The sequence below is a fragment of the Mesorhizobium sp. WSM1343 genome (assembly GCF_055901535.1).
In genome coordinates this window covers 2853866-2868365 of the sequence record NZ_CM148370.1, presented here as the reverse complement: position 1 = coordinate 2868365, position 14500 = coordinate 2853866, and the positions used below count along the sequence as shown (strand labels likewise).

The window sequence follows — 14500 nt, the reverse complement described above, 5'->3', positions numbered from 1 at the left end:
GAATGACTATTCCCTTGCTTGCCTTTCACCGCTCCACTATCCATCATGAATGGCGCTCGCCGGCTTCGGCGCGCAGTCTGTCCCGGCGGGAAAAACATGCGATCAGTCTTGTGCTACGGCGACTCCAACACGCACGGCCAGATCCCCGGCAGGGGGCCGCTCGAGCGCTATGGTCCGGGTGAACGCTGGCCGGGCATATTGCGTTCTCAGCTGGGCCCTGACTGGTATGTCATCGAGGAAGGATTGAGCGGCCGAACCACTGTCCATGACGACCCGATCGAGGGCGCCCACAAGAACGGCCGAACCTATCTTCGTCCTTGCCTGCAGAGCCATGCGACGCTCGACCTCGTCATCATTATGCTCGGCACCAACGATCTGAAGATCCGCTTCAACAAGCCGCCGTCGGAAGTGGCGATGGGCATCGGCTGCCTCGTCTACGACATCAAGGAGCTGGCGCCAGGTCCGGGCGGCTCGACGCCCGAGATCATGATCGTGGCGCCGCCGCCGATGCAGGACGACGTCAAGGAATGGAAGTCCATCTTCGCCGGCGCACCCGAGAAATCGCGCCTGCTGGCGCTCGAATTCGAAGTTCTGGCGGACTCGCTCGAACTGCACTTTTTCGATGCCGGCTCGGTGGTGTCGTGCAGCGAGGCGGACGGCTTTCACATCGATGCCGAGGCGCACAGATTGCTGGGCGCCGCGCTCGCCCGCGCGGTCGATGCCATCGGCTGGAGCCGCTCGACATGAGCAACCATACCGCCGCCAGGCAACGCGCTCTTACCGACGGGGCGACCTTTGCCTGACATGAGATTCGCACCACCCAATCCCTTGCGCATCGCCGATCGTGCGAGCGGGCTGAATGCATTGAGCGTCCGCAGCTACAACGAGCGGCTGGTGTTATCCCTGCTGCTTCAGAACGAAGGCATTTCGCGGATGGAAATCGGCGAGAAGACCGGCCTGTCGGCGCAGACGGCTTCGGTCATCGTTCGCTCGCTCGAGCAGGAAGGCCTGGTCTCGCAGGGCGAGGCGCAGCGCGGCCGCGTCGGGCCGCCGACGATCCCGCTTTCGCTCAACCCGGAGGGCGCCTATGCGGTTGGCGTCGGCTTCAGCCGGCGCAGGATCGACATCGCGCTTATCGACTTTATCGGCACGGTGCGCTTCCACACGCAGTTGCCGGCGGATGAAGCCAATCCGTTTCCGCAAAGCAGCGATCTGTTCGGCGCGATCGGGCAAGCCATGACCAGCCTGCCGGTCGAGGCGCGCAGCCGGGTTGCCGGCATCGGCCTGGCGGTTCCCGACGATGTCGACACGATGGCTGCAACCCGCAACGGATCGAGCACCTCGCTCAAGGCCTTGCAGGCTGAAATCGAGGAACAGATCAAGCTGCCGGTTTTCGTGCAGAACGACATCACCGCTGCGGCCGGCGGCGAGAGCATGTTCGGCGTCGCAAAGCCGCTCAACGATTATCTGTTCTTCTATCTCGGAGCACGGCTGCAGAGCAGGCTCATCCTCAACCACCAGATCTACAAGGGAAACTCCAGCGCCAGCTTCGATCACGGCCTGATGCGCCTGGAGAGCGAACTGGCCATGCGCGGGCGCCCGTCCGAAATCATCTGGAGCAGCAGCCCTGAGTGGCCCGATCTGGGCGAGGCCTACAGCGCATGGCTGGGCGAGTGTTCCGACCGCTTGAAAGCGTCGATCTCCGCGCTGACCCAGTTTGTCGAGTTCAGGACGGTCGTCCTGTCCAGCTATGCGCCGCAAAAGATTGCCGAGGCCTTGTGCGACGACATCGGCCGGGAATTCCCCGGCATCGAAGCGCTGCCGGCGCGCGTCACCATCAGCCCGAAGGCCGTCGGCGCGGCAAGCCTGCCATTCAGTTCGCGCTTCATGATCCAGTGATCGAGCTGAACCGAGTTGCCGGTCGGCCGATCATGCCCCTCTGCAGGTCCATCGATGATTTTCAGGTGACCAGGCGAATCCGCTTGCCAGGACGCCCCACTTAATAGCATGTTAAGTGAACCCTGAGATCGCCATGAAAATCGCTGCGGATCACGCACTCAACGACAATGCCGCGACCAGCGCCGAAGCGCGCCGCTCGACGGTATTGGGCGATCGGATCAAGGCCTATCGCACGACGCGGCGCCTGACGCTGCGCCAGCTCGGCGACATGATCGGCACCACCGCCAGTTTCCTGAGCCAGCTCGAGCGCGGCCTTTCCGGCGCCAACACCAGCACGCTGATGCTGATTGCCAATGCACTCGGCATCAGCCTCGCCGATCTTTTCGACGAATGCGAAGTGTCGCCGCACGCGGTGCTGACACGCAGCGAGCGGCCGGCGCTGCCGACCAGCGAAGGCTACCGCAAGACGCTGCTGTCGCGCCGGCCGATCCGCGAGATGGAAGTCTATTGCGGCGAGTTCGCCGTCGGCGGCTCGACCGGCGACGTGCCCTACACGCACGGCAACGCGAGCGAGATGTTCCTCGTGCTGCGCGGACGCGTGCAACTGACGCTCGGCGAGGAGAGCTTCACCCTCGAAGAGGGCGATAGCATCGAATATTCGACCTCGACGCCCCACCGGACGATCAATGTCGGCGATACGGTGGCCGAAGTGCTGTGGATCATTGCGCCGCCGACCAGCGGCGCCGTCGACCTCGACCAATATGTAGCCCGGAAAACGCTCGCGCCCGGCCTACCAAAATCAAACAGCGAGCCATCGGAGGGTTAGAAAATGGGAAGCAGATCAAGATTGGCCGGGTTCGTCGGCGCCGCCGCACTGGCCTTGCTTGCGGCCGCCGCTCACGCGCAGAACGCGCCGCCGGCCGGGACCGTGGTGGACGGCTCGCTGAAGGGAAAGACGCTGACCTTCGTCTCCTATGGCGGCATCTACCAGGACGGCCAGGTCGCCGCCCTCAAGGAATTCGTCGACAAGAGCGGCGTCAAGCTTTTGAACGATGGGCCGACCGAAATCGCCAAGCTTCAGGCGCAGGTCGAATCAGGCAATGTGACCTGGGATGTCGTCGATACGGACGATTTTCCGCCCTTCGTGCATTGCGGAAAACTGTTCCAGAAGCTGGATTTGACCAAGCTCGACATCTCGCACATCCCGCCCGGACAGGTCGGCGAGTGCAGCGTGCCGGCGATGAACTACGGCATGGTCCTGATGTACAAGAACGACACGTACAAGGACAATCCGCCGAAGGACTGGAAGGACTTCTTCGACACCGCGAAATTTCCCGGCACCCGCGCCATCGACGGCAGCGGCAGCCCGCTCGGCGGCCTGATCGAACAGGCCATCCTGGCAGACGGCGGCAAGGTCGACGCCATGACGCCGGCCGACATCGACAAGGGCATCGCCAAGATCAAGGCGATCGGTCCCGACACGATCTTCTGGAAGACGGGCGCAGAATCCCAGCAGCTCGCCGAATCCGGCGAGGCCGACATGATCATCATGTGGACCGGCCGCGCCATGACGGCGGTCAAGAATGGCGCTGCCTATACGCCGGTTTGGAAGGACTGGCTGGTCGTCATGGATCAGCTGACCATCCCGGTCGGCGCCAAGGACACCGACGCTTCCTACGCGCTGATCAACGCCTATCTCGGCAAGAAGTCGCAGGAGATCCTGACCGAGCAGACCTCCTACTCGCCGATCAACAACGAGGCACAGCCGAAGGTCGACGCATCCGTCGCCGCCTTTCTGACCAACACGCCGGACCACGCCAAGCTCGGCTATCAGCAGAACATCAAGTTCTGGGTCGCCAACTTCGCCGCCGCGTCCGACAAGTGGACAGCGCTGATGGCCGGCAACTGAGCCGGCTACCGCTGAGGTGACGGCGTGAGCCAGACATCGCATACGCCGACGGCCGGGGGTGATCATCCTCGGCCGCCAGGTGCCGTGCGGGCGCCGCAGCGGCGCCCGCACCTTGCTGCCTATCCTTCGCTGCTGGCGATGCCCGCCTTGGCTTTGCTCATCGCCGCGATGGGCTATCCCTTACTGACCGTCACGCTGCGCAGCTTCTCGGACCCATCTTGGGGCTTGCAGAACTATGTCTGGTTCTTTTCCACCCCGGTGAACGTCACCGTCCTGTGGCGCACCTTTTCCATCGCAGCCTGGGTCACCATCGTTTGCGTCATCGCCGCCTACCCCTATGCCTATCTCATGACGGCGGTCGGACCGCGCCTGCGGCTGGTCCTCATCCTGTGCGTTTTGGTGCCGTTCTGGGTCAGCGGCGTGGTGCGCACCCTGGCCTGGGTCATCCTGCTGCAGGATTCCGGCATCATCAATTCGGTCATCAGGCTGCTCGGCTTTGACGGCGTGAAGCTGATCCGCACGCAGACCGGCGTCGTCATCGGCATGGCGCAGGTGCTGCTGCCGTTCATGATCCTGCCGCTCTATTCGGTCATGCGCGGCATCGATCTGCGCCTCGTGCAGGCGGCGCGCAGCCTTGGTGCGCGCCCGGCACGCGCCTTCCTGCAAATCTATCTGCCGCTGTCGCTGCCCGGCGTTTTCGCCGGCGCCATCATCGTCTTCATCCTGTCGCTCGGCTTCTACATCACGCCTGCCCTGCTCGGCGGCCCGCGCAGCACCATGCTGTCGACGCTGGTGCAGAGCCAGGTGCTCAGCCTGCTCAACTGGGGCCGCGGCGGCGCCATGGGCGTCGTGCTGCTGGTCGCGACCTTCGTGCTTCTGGCGCTCGCCGCCCCGCTGATGCGCCAGCGCCACAAGCAGGTGTCCAGATCATGAGACTGGCACCATCCCGCCTTCTGCTCGGTCTGTTCTGCCTGCTGGTCGCCGTCTGGCTGGTGATGCCGACGCTGGTCATCATCCCGATGTCATTCAACGAGAAGAAGTCGCTCGCTTTCCCGCCGTCCGGTTTCTCCTGGCAATGGTACGAGAATTTCTTCACCAACCCCGATTGGCTGTCGAGCTTCTTCAATTCGCTGAGGGTCGCGGGCCTCGTCGCCGTCGCCGCCACGCTGATCGGCACGCTGGCGTCGCTCGGCCTCAGCCGCATGAAACATTCCGGCGCCGGCCTGCTGCGCGCCATCCTGATCACGCCGATGATCGTGCCCGGCGTGGTGCTGGCCATCGGCATCTACGCCGTCTATCTCGACTACCAGCTCGTCGGCACCACCACCGGCTTCGTCATCGCACATACGATGCTGGCGATCCCCTTCGTCATCATCGCCGTGTCGGCAAGCCTCGAAGTCTTCGACGCGCGGCTGGAGACGGCGGCGGCAAGCCTCGGCGCCAACCGCTTCACCACGTTCCGCACCGTGACCTTGCCGCTGATCGCGCCCGGCATCCTGTCCGGGCTTTTGTTTGCCTTCGTCACCTCCTTCGATGAGATCATCGTCGCGCTGTTCATCACCAGTCCCTACCTGAAGACCTTGCCGGTGCAGATCTTCACCAGCATCACCCGCGACGCCGATCCGACGGTGACGGCCGTCGGAACCATCATCTTCATTGCCACGACGCTGATCATCAGCGCCGGGCTGATCATCAGCTCGAAATCGACGAGGAGTTGAGATGACTGCGAGGAAACGCGGCGCGGCCATCGACATCAAGGGCGCAACCAAGCGCTACGGCAATTTCACCGCACTCGACGATGTCAGCCTGCATATCGAGCCGGGCGAGTTCATGACGCTGCTCGGCCCCAGCGGCTCGGGCAAGACCACGACGCTCAACGTCGTGGCGGGCTTCACCGACCTCACCTCCGGCGACCTCGCCGTTGGCGGCAAAAGCATCGTCGCCCTGCCGGCGCACAAGCGCAACATCGGCGTTGTCTTCCAGCACTACGCGCTGTTTCCGCATATGACGGTCGGCAAGAACGTCGCCTATCCCCTCACCTTGCGCGGCATGGACAAGCAGGCGCGCGACCGTCTCGTCGTGCGCGCGCTGGACATGGTCAAGATGGCCGACTTCGCGCATCGCTATCCCTCCGAACTTTCCGGCGGCCAGCAGCAGCGCGTGGCGCTGGCGCGCGCCATCGTCTTCGATCCGCCGCTGCTGTTGATGGACGAACCGCTCGGCGCGCTCGACAAGAAACTGCGCGAATGGCTGCAGCTGGAGATCAAGCGCATCCACCGCGAACTCGGCACCACCTTCGTCTATGTGACGCACGACCAAGAAGAAGCGCTGGTCCTGTCCGACCGCATCGCCGTCTTCAATCAGGGCCGCATCGAACAGGTCGGAACCGGCCGCCAGCTCTACGACGAGCCGACGACCCTGTTCGTGGCCAAGTTCATCGGCGAATCGACCAGTTTGCGTGGCACCGCCCTGACGTCCGGAAACGAAACCAGCCTGACGATCGCCGGCCAGAAGATCGTGGCCAACGGCAAGCTCGCCAGCGGCAGCAAACCGGTGGTCCTGCTGCGGCCGGAGAAGCTTTCGCTTGCCGGCACCAACACGCCTCCCGCCGCCGGGCAGAACAGCCTCACCGGTCAAGTCAGCGAGGCGATCTATCTGGGCTCCGGCTCGAAATACCAGGTGACGTTGCGCGACGGCTCGGTCGCCATCGTACGCGCGTCGCTGGAAGCCACACCGTTCTCGATTGGTGACACGGTCGATCTGCGCTGGTCGGTCGTCGATGCAAAACTTCTTGCCGACGACGACCGCGCCGACATGACGATGACCTGATCGCTCTTTCCCCGCAGGATTTTTAGACATGGACGCCAAAGTCAACGGCAACGTCTCGTTCTGGTATGCCGACATCGGCCTGCCGCCCTATCGCGCGCCGCTTCCGGGCGATCTCGAAGCCGATGTCTGCATCGTCGGCGCCGGCTACACCGGCCTGTGGACCGCTTATTACCTGAAGAAGGCCGATCCATCGATCCGCATCGCCATCGTCGAGCGGGAGTTCGCCGGCTTCGGCGCGTCGGGCCGCAATGGCGGCTGGTTGTCCGGCGGCTTCAGCTGGTCGCGCGAGAAATATCTGCAGACCTCGACGCGCGGCGCTGTCATCGACATGGAAACGGCCATGCATGGCACGGTCGACGAAGTGATCAAGGTGACCGAAGCCGAAGGCATCGATGCCGACATCCGCCGCGTCGACAATCTGACGGTGGCGACCAACCCGCCGCAGCTCGAACGGATCAACGCCGCCTATGCCGATGCGATCGGCTGGAGCGTGCCGAGCGAGCGTGTCAGCCTGATCGGCCAGGCAGAGGCCAAGGCCCGCATCAACATCAGGAATGTGCTTGGCGGTTATATCCACCACGGCACCGCGCGTGTGCAGCCGGCCAAGCTGGTGCGCGGCCTGTCCGAAGCCGTCGAGCGGCTCGGTGTGCCGATCTACGAGCAGACCACCGTGACCGGCATCGAGAAGGGCAAGGTCACGACGAACCGCGGCACCGTGCGCGCGCCGATCATCATCCGTGCCACGGAAGGGTTCACGGCCGGCATACCAGGCAATGAACGGCTCTGGCTGCCGCTCAACAGCGCGCAGATCATCACCGAGCCGCTGCCGCAATCACTGTGGGACGAGATCGGCTGGGAGGGCCATGAGCTTCTGGGCGACTCCGCGCACGCCTATTGCTATGCGCAGCGCACAAGGGAAGGCCGCATCACCATGGGCGGACGCGGCGTACCCTATCGCTACGGCTCGCAAACGGATGTACGCGGCCAGACGCAGCAGGCGACGATCGAAAGCCTGCACGCCATCCTCACCCGGCTGCTGCCGCAGACAGCCAGGCTTCGCATCGACCACGCCTGGTGCGGCGTGCTCGGCGTGCCGCGCGACTGGTGCACGACAGCAGGGCTCGATCCGCAAACCGGCATCGGCTGGGCCGGCGGCTATGTCGGGCTCGGCGTGTCGAGCTCCAACCTGTCGGGCCGCACGCTGCGCGACCTTATCCTGCGCCGCGACACCGAACTGACCCGCCTGCCCTGGGTCAACCGCCAGGTCAGCAAATGGGAGCCCGAGCCGATGCGCTGGCTCGGCGTCCACTCGATGTATCAGCTCTATCGCGTCGCCGACGAGCGCGAGGAAGCTGGCCTCCAGCACACGTCGAAACTGGCCGCAATCGCCGACCGGATCACCGGGCATTGAGCCTCGGAGCGATCCCAAAACTTTCTGCATTTTCAGTGCCTGCCCGGAGACTGCCATGACCGACTTCCAGACCTTCGCCCACCTCGCCTCCATCGATCTCGGCGAGCCCGAGCCCAAGCCGACCTCGATCAGCGGCGATCAGTTCGAAGCCTCGAAGACGCTGTGGACCTCGCCGAACGGCATGCTGGAAGTCGGCGTCTGGGAGTGCACGCCGGGCCGCTTCACCGCCTCGCGCGAGACCAATTCCGAAACCTGCCACATCGTGTCAGGCCGGGTCTCGCTGCATGGTCCCGATGGCCGCAGCGAGGACGTTGGTCCGGGCGAAATGCTGGTGCTGCCGAAAGGCTGGAAAGGCGAATGGACGATCCACGAGAAGACGCGGAAGCTCTACATCCTGCACTTCGAAGCGTGAGCCGGCTGGAACAGCCGCTACTCGTCGTCTGAACGATCACCCCCGGTAACGATCGGCTTGCCTTCTATCACACGCCGCAAGGCGTCGTTGATGCGGTCCTGCCAGCCGGGTCCATCCTCCTGGAAATGGTCCAGCACGGCGCGGTCGATTCGGATCGAAACAAGCTCCCTGACGCCTGGAGCGGCCGTGGGCTCTCGGACCGGGGCAGCCGGCTTCTTCACCGGCTTGAAAGCCGCCTCGGCGGCCGCCATCGGATTTGTCGGTCGGCGCGGAGGATTTGCCATTGGATGACCCTGACTGAGGATGATTCGTGCGCGACGTAGCACGCCTGAGCCACCATAGCCCAACCAGCACCGTCGCGCAGGCCCCTTTTGGTCAGGACGATCACTCGGCTGCTTGGAGGCTCTGTGCGTCGATGATGACCCTGATCTCGGCGCGGCAGGAGCCGCAATTCGTGCCGGCATTCAGGGCCGCGCCGATTGCCGCAACGCTGCCGCAGCCGCGGCGTACCGCTTCCGCGATCTGGTTGGCGCCAACGCCGAAGCAGGAGCAGACGATGGCGCCGCGATCGACGTCGATCCCGCCCGGCCGCCCGGCCACGATCGCCAGCCTGTCGCGCCGGTCGACATGATCGACACTCAACTGTTCCGCCGCCCAGCCGCGCGACACGGCGACCGGGCCGGGCGCGACGAACAAGGCGCCTGACAGTTGGTCGCCGTCGAAGGCGGCGATGCGGTGCTGGCCGGCGTCGCGGTCATGATAGGCGAGGATTTCGGCGCCCACTGGCGCGCCGAACAGTGATCCGGCAAAGCCGGCCCAGTCGATGTCGTCTTCGGCAAAGGCAAGTTCGACCCGCCAGCCGCCCTTGCATTTGGCCACGGCCCAGTAGGCCGCGGTATCGGGCTCAGGCCTGCGCCGCGTCACCGCGAAGCCGAAGGCCTTGGCCGCGAATTTCTCGATACGGGCGGCGACATGTTTCAGCGCCGGCTGACCGGAAATGGGATCGGTCAGCGGCGCGGTCAGCGTGTCGAGCCGGCCCTTTGCCGAGAACTGATCGGTCCAGTGCATCGGCGCAAACAGGCTGCCCTGGCGCTGGCGCGCCGTCACCAGCGCGCGCACCAGCACATCACCGCGCGGGCTGGAAACGCGCGCTATGTCGGCGTCACCGATGCCGAAGCGCTGCGCATCCGCCGGGTGGATCTCGACGAAGGGCTCGGCGATATGCTGCGACAAACGCGGGCTTTTCCCCGTCCGCGTCATGGTGTGCCAATGGTCGCGGATCCGGCCGGTGTTGAGGATCAGCGGATAATCGGGGCTGGTGCGGATTTCCGTGGTGGGACGGATGGCGATGAAGCGCGCCTTGCGGTCGGGTGTGAAGAAGTTGCCGTTGGCGAAGAAGCGAGCCTGGAGCCCAGTCGTGCCGACCCCTTCTGGCCAACCTCCAGCTTGAGCGCCCCCCTCTGGCCTGCCGGCCATCTCCCCCTCAAGGGGGGAGATTGGCAGCTTCGCCGACTGCTTTCGCTTTGCGACGTTGTGAATTGGCGAAGACGGCCATGACAGCCGATCTCCCCCCTTGAGGGGGAGATGGCCGGCAGGCCAGAGGGGAGCGCCTTGGCTCGGCGCTGGCCATTGGAACGGCTCAAGCGCCTCATATCCCTCCGCATCAACCTCGGCATAAGCCCCGATGTCGAAATCCCGCGCACCATCATTCTCGAAACCCGACAGCGCGGCATGCTCGGCAAACACCTCCGCCGGCGACGCGTAGGAAAACGCCTCACCAAACCCCATCCGTTTGCCCACCTCGGCAATAATCCGCCAGTCAGGCAGCGCATCTCCGGGCACGCGCAAAAAAGCGCGCTGGCGCGACACACGGCGTTCGGAATTGGTGACGGTGCCATCCTTCTCGCCCCAGGCGGCGGCGGGCAGCCGGACATGGGCGTGGCGGACGGTATCGGTCCGGGCCAGCACGTCCGACACCACCACGAACGGGCACGCCTTGATCGCCGCTTCGACGGCATCGGCGTCCGGCATCGAATCGACCGGGTTGGTGGCCATGATCCACAGCGCTTTGATGTGCCCGTCGGCAACCGCCTTGAACATCTCGACTGCCTTCAGGCCGGGCTTTCCGGCAACGGCCGGCGCGTTCCAGAAGCGCTGCACGCGGTCGCGATGATCGGGGTTTTCGATCTCCATATGGGCAGCCAGCATGTTGGCCATGCCGCCGACCTCGCGCCCGCCCATGGCGTTGGGCTGGCCGGTCACCGAAAACGGCCCTGCCCCTGGCTTGCCGATGCGGCCGGTGGCCAAATGGCAGTTGATGATGGCATTGACCTTGTCGGTGCCCGAAGACGACTGGTTCACCCCTTGGCTGTAGACGGTCACGGTCTTGGAGGTCGCCGCGAACAGGCTGTAGAACCGGTCAAGCTCGTCCTCGCTCAGGCCCGTGGCGGCGGCGACGCCGACCAGGTCGAGCGCCGATGCGGCGAAAAGCGCTTGCCCGAAGCCGGTCGTGTGCGTCGTGATGTAGGCGCGGTCGAGCGCGTTGTGCCGGCCGAGATAGGCGAGCAGCCCGGTGAACAAAGCGACGTCGCCATCGGGCGCGATCGCCAGATGCATATCGGCAATGTCAGCGGTCATGGTGCGGCGCGGGTCGACCAGAACGACTTTCATCTCCGGCCGCTTTTCCCGGGCCGCCGCGATGCGCTGGTAGAGCACCGGATGACACCAGGCGAGATTGGAGCCGACCAGCACGATCAGGTCGGCAAGCTCCAGATCATCATAGGTTCCGGGCACGGTGTCGGAGCCGAAAGCGCGGCGGTGGCCGGCGACCGAAGAGGCCATGCACAGGCGCGAATTGGTGTCGATGTTGGCGGAGCCGACAAAGCCCTTCATCAGCTTGTTGGCGACGTAGTAGTCCTCGGTCAGCAACTGGCCGGAGACATAGAAGGCGACCGCATCGGGCCCGTGCTCGGCAATGGTTTGCGAGAAGGTCGAGGCGACGAGGTCGAGCGCCTCGTCCCAGCCGGCGCGGCGGCCGTGGATCTCCGGATGAAGCAGCCTGCCGTCGAGATCGATGGTCTCGGCCAGTGCCGAGCCCTTGGAGCAGAGCCGGCCGAAATTGGCCGGGTGGTCGGGGTCGCCGCGCACGGACACTTGCCCGTCCGCGGCGACCTTCGCCAGCACGCCGCAGCCCACCCCGCAATAGGGGCAGGTGGTCCTCACCTCGCGCGCTTCATCGATCTCCATGGGGTCAGGCCGCGCGGCTGGCCAGCGCTTCCAGCGCAATGAACAGATGCTCGCCTTCGATCCGCACCGGAATGGTGCGCACCGCGCCCTCGTCGGCGCCGAGCGCCTTGCCCGTTTCCAGCGAAATCACCCAGTTGTGCAAGGGACAGGTCACCGCCGTGCCGTGCACGATGCCCTGGCTGAGCGGTCCGCCTCTGTGCGGGCAACGATCGTCGATGGCGTAGACCTGATCGTCCTGGGTGCGGAAGACCGCGATTTTTCCTTCCGGCGTGGCGACGCAGCGCGCGCCGCGGCGAGGGATGTCGGAGAGAGAGCCTATCGATATCCAGTTCATCCCGCTCACTCCGCCGCCTGCGCAAAACCGACCGAGGCCATTGGCCGGAATTCGTGCTTGTCCTTGCCGGAAACGCGTTCGGACCACGGGTCGACCTGGGCGAATTTCTGGCTGAAGACGAAGCGCTCGTAATAGGCCTTGCGCTTGTCGCCATCGTCCATGATCTGGCGCTTGATCTCGGGGATGCCGATGCGCTTGGCCCATTTGTAGATGCGCTCGAGGTAGCGGCCCTGCTCGCGGTACATCTGCGTCAGCGCCACGATATGCTCCAGCGCCTCGTCCTCAGTCTTCACAAGCCCGAGTACTTCGGTGCCCTTGATGTCGAGGCCGGCCGCGCCGGCAAAATGGATCTCGTAGCCGGAGTCGACGCAGATGACGCCGACATCCTTGCAGGTCGCCTCGGCGCAATTCCTGGGGCAACCCGACACCGCCATCTTGACCTTGGCCGGCGTCCACGAGCCCCACATGAATTTTTCGATGCGGATGCCGAGGCCCGTCGAATCCTGCGTGCCGAAGCGGCACCAGTCCGAGCCGACGCAGGTCTTCACCGTGCGCAACCCCTTGGCATAGGCGTGGCCGGAGACGAAGCCGGCCTGGCCGAGATCGGCCCACACCGCCGGCAGGTCTTCCTTGCGGATGCCGAGCATGTCGATGCGCTGGCCGCCGGTGACCTTGACCATCGGGATTTCAAACTTGTCGACAACGTCGGCGATGGCGCGCAGTTCAGCGGCATTGGTCACCCCGCCCCACATGCGCGGCACCACCGAATAGGTGCCATCCTTCTGGATGTTGGCGTGGACGCGCTCGTTGATGAAGCGCGACTGGTAGTCGTCGGCGTAGTCGTCCGGCCAGTCGCAGACGAGATAGTAATTGAGCGCCGGCCGGCATTTGGCGCAGCCGCAGGAGGTCGTCCATTCCAGTTCCTGCATGACGGCGGGAATGGTCTTCAGGCGCTTGGCGATGATCAGCCGGCGGACCTCGTCATGACCGAGCGTCGTGCAGCCGCACATCGGCTGCACCGCCGCTGGATTGTATTTGTCGCCGATGGTCAGCACCATCAGCTTCTCGACCAGCCCGGTGCAGGAGCCGCAGGAGGCCGACGCCTTGGTGTGGGCGCGCACGTCGTCGAGCGAGGTCAGGCCCTTGGCCGTGATCGCGCCGGTGATCTTCCCCTTGCAAACGCCGTTGCAGCCGCAGATCTCCGCATCATCCGGCAAGGCTGCAACGGCCGCCATAGGGTCCAGCGGGGCACCCCCCTGGTAGGACTGGCCGAAGATAAGCGTATCGCGCATCTCCGATATGTCGGTCTGCTTCTTCTTCAGGTCGTTGAACCAGGCGCCGTCGGCCGTCTCGCCATAGAGCACGGTGCCGATGATGCGGTCGTCCTTCAGCACCAGCCGCTTGTAGACGCCGGCCGAAGCATCGCGCAGCACGATCTCCTGGCGGTCGTCACCATCGGCGAAGTCGCCGAGCGAGAACAGGTCGATGCCGGTGACCTTGAGCTTGGTCGGCGTGTCCATATGGACGAAGGCCGCCGCTTCGTTGCCGGCAAGCTGGCTGGCTGTCACGCGCGCCATCTCGTAGAGCGGCGCGACGAGACCATAGACCTGGCCGTTGACCTCGGCACATTCGCCGAGCGCGTAGATGTCGGGATCGTTGCTGCGCATGCCGGCATCGACGACGATGCCCCTGTTGACGGCGATGCCGGCCTGTTTGGCCAGCGCCGAATTCGGCCTGATGCCGACGGCCATCACCACAAGCGTTGCTGGGATAATGGTGCCGTCAGCAAGTTCCACCTGCCCGACCTTGCCGTTGCCGGTGATCGCCTGGGTGTTGGCCTTGGTGATGACCTTGATGCCGCGCTGCTCCACCGCGCGCTGCAAGAGATAGCCGGCGGCCGGATCGAGCTGGCGCTCCATCAAGGTCGGCATGACATGCAGCACGGTGACGTCCATGCCTTGCGCGTTGAGGCCCGCCGCCGCCTCCAGACCCAGCAGGCCGCCGCCGATGACCACCGCCTTCGCGCGCGACTGGGCAGCGAGCATCATCGCCTGCACGTCATCGAGATCGCGATAGGTCAGCACGCCCGGCAGATCATGGCCCGGCACCGGAATGATGAACGGTACCGAGCCGGTGGCGATGACGAGCTTGTCGTAGGGTTCGGTGACGCCATGATCGGAGGTGACGGTCTTCGCCGTCCGGTCGATGGCAACGATCTTGTGGCCCTTGTAGAGGGTGATGTTGTTGGCGATGTACCAGCCGTCGCCATGGATGATGATCTCCTCATAGGCCTTCTCGCCCGACAGCACCGGCGACAGCATGATGCGGTCGTAATTGACGCGCGGCTCGGCGTTGAAGATGGTGACGGTGTAGCGGCCCGGAGCCTGTTCCAGCAGGTGCTCCAGCATGCGCCCGGGGGCCATGCCATTGCCGATGATGACAAGTCTTTCGCTCATGGTG

Annotated in this window: 13 protein-coding genes; 9 read left to right on the top strand and 4 right to left on the bottom strand. The window is 64.7% G+C overall.

Translation table 11 applies throughout. The features are described from left to right. Positions 1-96 precede the first annotated feature (96 nt). The 9 genes from AC0NIL_RS13770 (at position 97) to AC0NIL_RS13730 (ending at position 8460) form a co-directional block, all read left to right on the top strand. Entirely contained in the window at positions 97-747 is a 651-nt protein-coding gene (locus AC0NIL_RS13770; RefSeq protein ID WP_064992538.1) for an SGNH/GDSL hydrolase family protein, read from the top strand. Between the two features lie 57 nt (positions 748-804). Continuing rightward, positions 805-1899: an ROK family transcriptional regulator gene (locus AC0NIL_RS13765; protein WP_013530471.1), complete on the top strand. Its 1095-nt coding sequence runs from the start codon at positions 805-807 to the stop codon at positions 1897-1899. Between the two features lie 133 nt (positions 1900-2032). After that, positions 2033-2725 carry a helix-turn-helix domain-containing protein gene (locus AC0NIL_RS13760; protein ID WP_024503956.1) on the top strand — a complete coding sequence of 231 codons (693 nt, stop codon included), beginning with the start codon at positions 2033-2035 and terminating at the stop codon, positions 2723-2725. A 3-nt stretch (positions 2726-2728) separates the two neighbouring features. Next, a complete protein-coding gene (locus AC0NIL_RS13755) occupies positions 2729-3808 on the top strand; it encodes an extracellular solute-binding protein (protein WP_023809407.1) in 1080 nt (359 codons plus the stop codon). 24 nt (positions 3809-3832) lie between these two features. After that, positions 3833-4741 carry an ABC transporter permease gene (locus tag AC0NIL_RS13750; RefSeq protein ID WP_473572232.1) on the top strand — a complete coding sequence of 303 codons (909 nt, stop codon included), beginning with the start codon at positions 3833-3835 and terminating at the stop codon, positions 4739-4741. After that, complete coding sequence (locus AC0NIL_RS13745) at positions 4738-5526, top strand: ABC transporter permease (RefSeq protein WP_027160917.1); 789 nt, start codon at positions 4738-4740, stop codon at positions 5524-5526. The genes AC0NIL_RS13750 and AC0NIL_RS13745 overlap by 4 nt, the downstream gene beginning before the upstream one ends. Position 5527: 1 nt before the next feature. Then, positions 5528-6637, top strand: a complete 1110-nt coding sequence (locus tag AC0NIL_RS13740; RefSeq protein WP_024503959.1) for an ABC transporter ATP-binding protein — start codon at positions 5528-5530, stop codon at positions 6635-6637. Positions 6638-6665: 28 nt separating this feature from the next. Next, positions 6666-8048, top strand: a complete 1383-nt coding sequence (locus AC0NIL_RS13735; protein ID WP_473572233.1) for an NAD(P)/FAD-dependent oxidoreductase — start codon at positions 6666-6668, stop codon at positions 8046-8048. Between the two features lie 55 nt (positions 8049-8103). Beyond that, positions 8104-8460, top strand: coding sequence for a cupin domain-containing protein (locus tag AC0NIL_RS13730; RefSeq protein ID WP_473572234.1), 357 nt, complete (start codon positions 8104-8106; stop codon positions 8458-8460). Between the two features lie 17 nt (positions 8461-8477). Here AC0NIL_RS13730 and AC0NIL_RS13725 read toward each other — a convergent pair whose 3' ends face one another. From AC0NIL_RS13725 to nirB, 4 genes are all read right to left on the bottom strand, one after another. Further along, complete coding sequence (locus AC0NIL_RS13725; RefSeq protein ID WP_024503962.1) at positions 8478-8744, bottom strand: BrnA antitoxin family protein; 267 nt, start codon at positions 8742-8744, stop codon at positions 8478-8480. 100 nt (positions 8745-8844) lie between these two features. Continuing rightward, on the bottom strand, positions 8845-11706 hold the full coding sequence (locus tag AC0NIL_RS13720; RefSeq protein WP_473572236.1) for a nitrate reductase: 2862 nt from the start codon (positions 11704-11706) through the stop codon (positions 8845-8847). 4 nt (positions 11707-11710) lie between these two features. Further along, entirely contained in the window at positions 11711-12040 is a 330-nt protein-coding gene (gene nirD / locus AC0NIL_RS13715) for a nitrite reductase small subunit NirD (RefSeq protein WP_224674961.1), read from the bottom strand. A gap of 5 nt (positions 12041-12045) precedes the next feature. Continuing rightward, a complete protein-coding gene (gene nirB / locus AC0NIL_RS13710; RefSeq protein ID WP_275952519.1) occupies positions 12046-14496 on the bottom strand; it encodes a nitrite reductase large subunit NirB in 2451 nt (816 codons plus the stop codon). Between the last annotated feature and the right edge of the window lie 4 nt (positions 14497-14500).

What these genes read in the sequence shown, in the direction of transcription:
- AC0NIL_RS13740 (WP_024503959.1), top strand. Translation starts at nt 5,528, where the DNA reads ATGACTGCGAGGAAACGCGGCGCGGCCATCGACATCAAGGGCGCAACC.
- AC0NIL_RS13735 (WP_473572233.1), top strand. Translation starts at nt 6,666, where the DNA reads ATGGACGCCAAAGTCAACGGCAACGTCTCGTTCTGGTATGCCGACATC.
- AC0NIL_RS13755 (WP_023809407.1), top strand. Translation starts at nt 2,729, where the DNA reads ATGGGAAGCAGATCAAGATTGGCCGGGTTCGTCGGCGCCGCCGCACTG.
- AC0NIL_RS13770 (WP_064992538.1), top strand. Translation starts at nt 97, where the DNA reads ATGCGATCAGTCTTGTGCTACGGCGACTCCAACACGCACGGCCAGATC.
- AC0NIL_RS13765 (WP_013530471.1), top strand. Translation starts at nt 805, where the DNA reads ATGAGATTCGCACCACCCAATCCCTTGCGCATCGCCGATCGTGCGAGC.
- AC0NIL_RS13745 (WP_027160917.1), top strand. Translation starts at nt 4,738, where the DNA reads ATGAGACTGGCACCATCCCGCCTTCTGCTCGGTCTGTTCTGCCTGCTG.
- nirB (WP_275952519.1), bottom strand. Translation starts at nt 14,496, where the DNA reads ATGAGCGAAAGACTTGTCATCATCGGCAATGGCATGGCCCCCGGGCGC.
- AC0NIL_RS13760 (WP_024503956.1), top strand. Translation starts at nt 2,033, where the DNA reads ATGAAAATCGCTGCGGATCACGCACTCAACGACAATGCCGCGACCAGC.
- AC0NIL_RS13725 (WP_024503962.1), bottom strand. Translation starts at nt 8,744, where the DNA reads ATGGCAAATCCTCCGCGCCGACCGACAAATCCGATGGCGGCCGCCGAG.
- AC0NIL_RS13720 (WP_473572236.1), bottom strand. Translation starts at nt 11,706, where the DNA reads ATGGAGATCGATGAAGCGCGCGAGGTGAGGACCACCTGCCCCTATTGC.
- AC0NIL_RS13730 (WP_473572234.1), top strand. Translation starts at nt 8,104, where the DNA reads ATGACCGACTTCCAGACCTTCGCCCACCTCGCCTCCATCGATCTCGGC.
- nirD (WP_224674961.1), bottom strand. Translation starts at nt 12,040, where the DNA reads ATGAACTGGATATCGATAGGCTCTCTCTCCGACATCCCTCGCCGCGGC.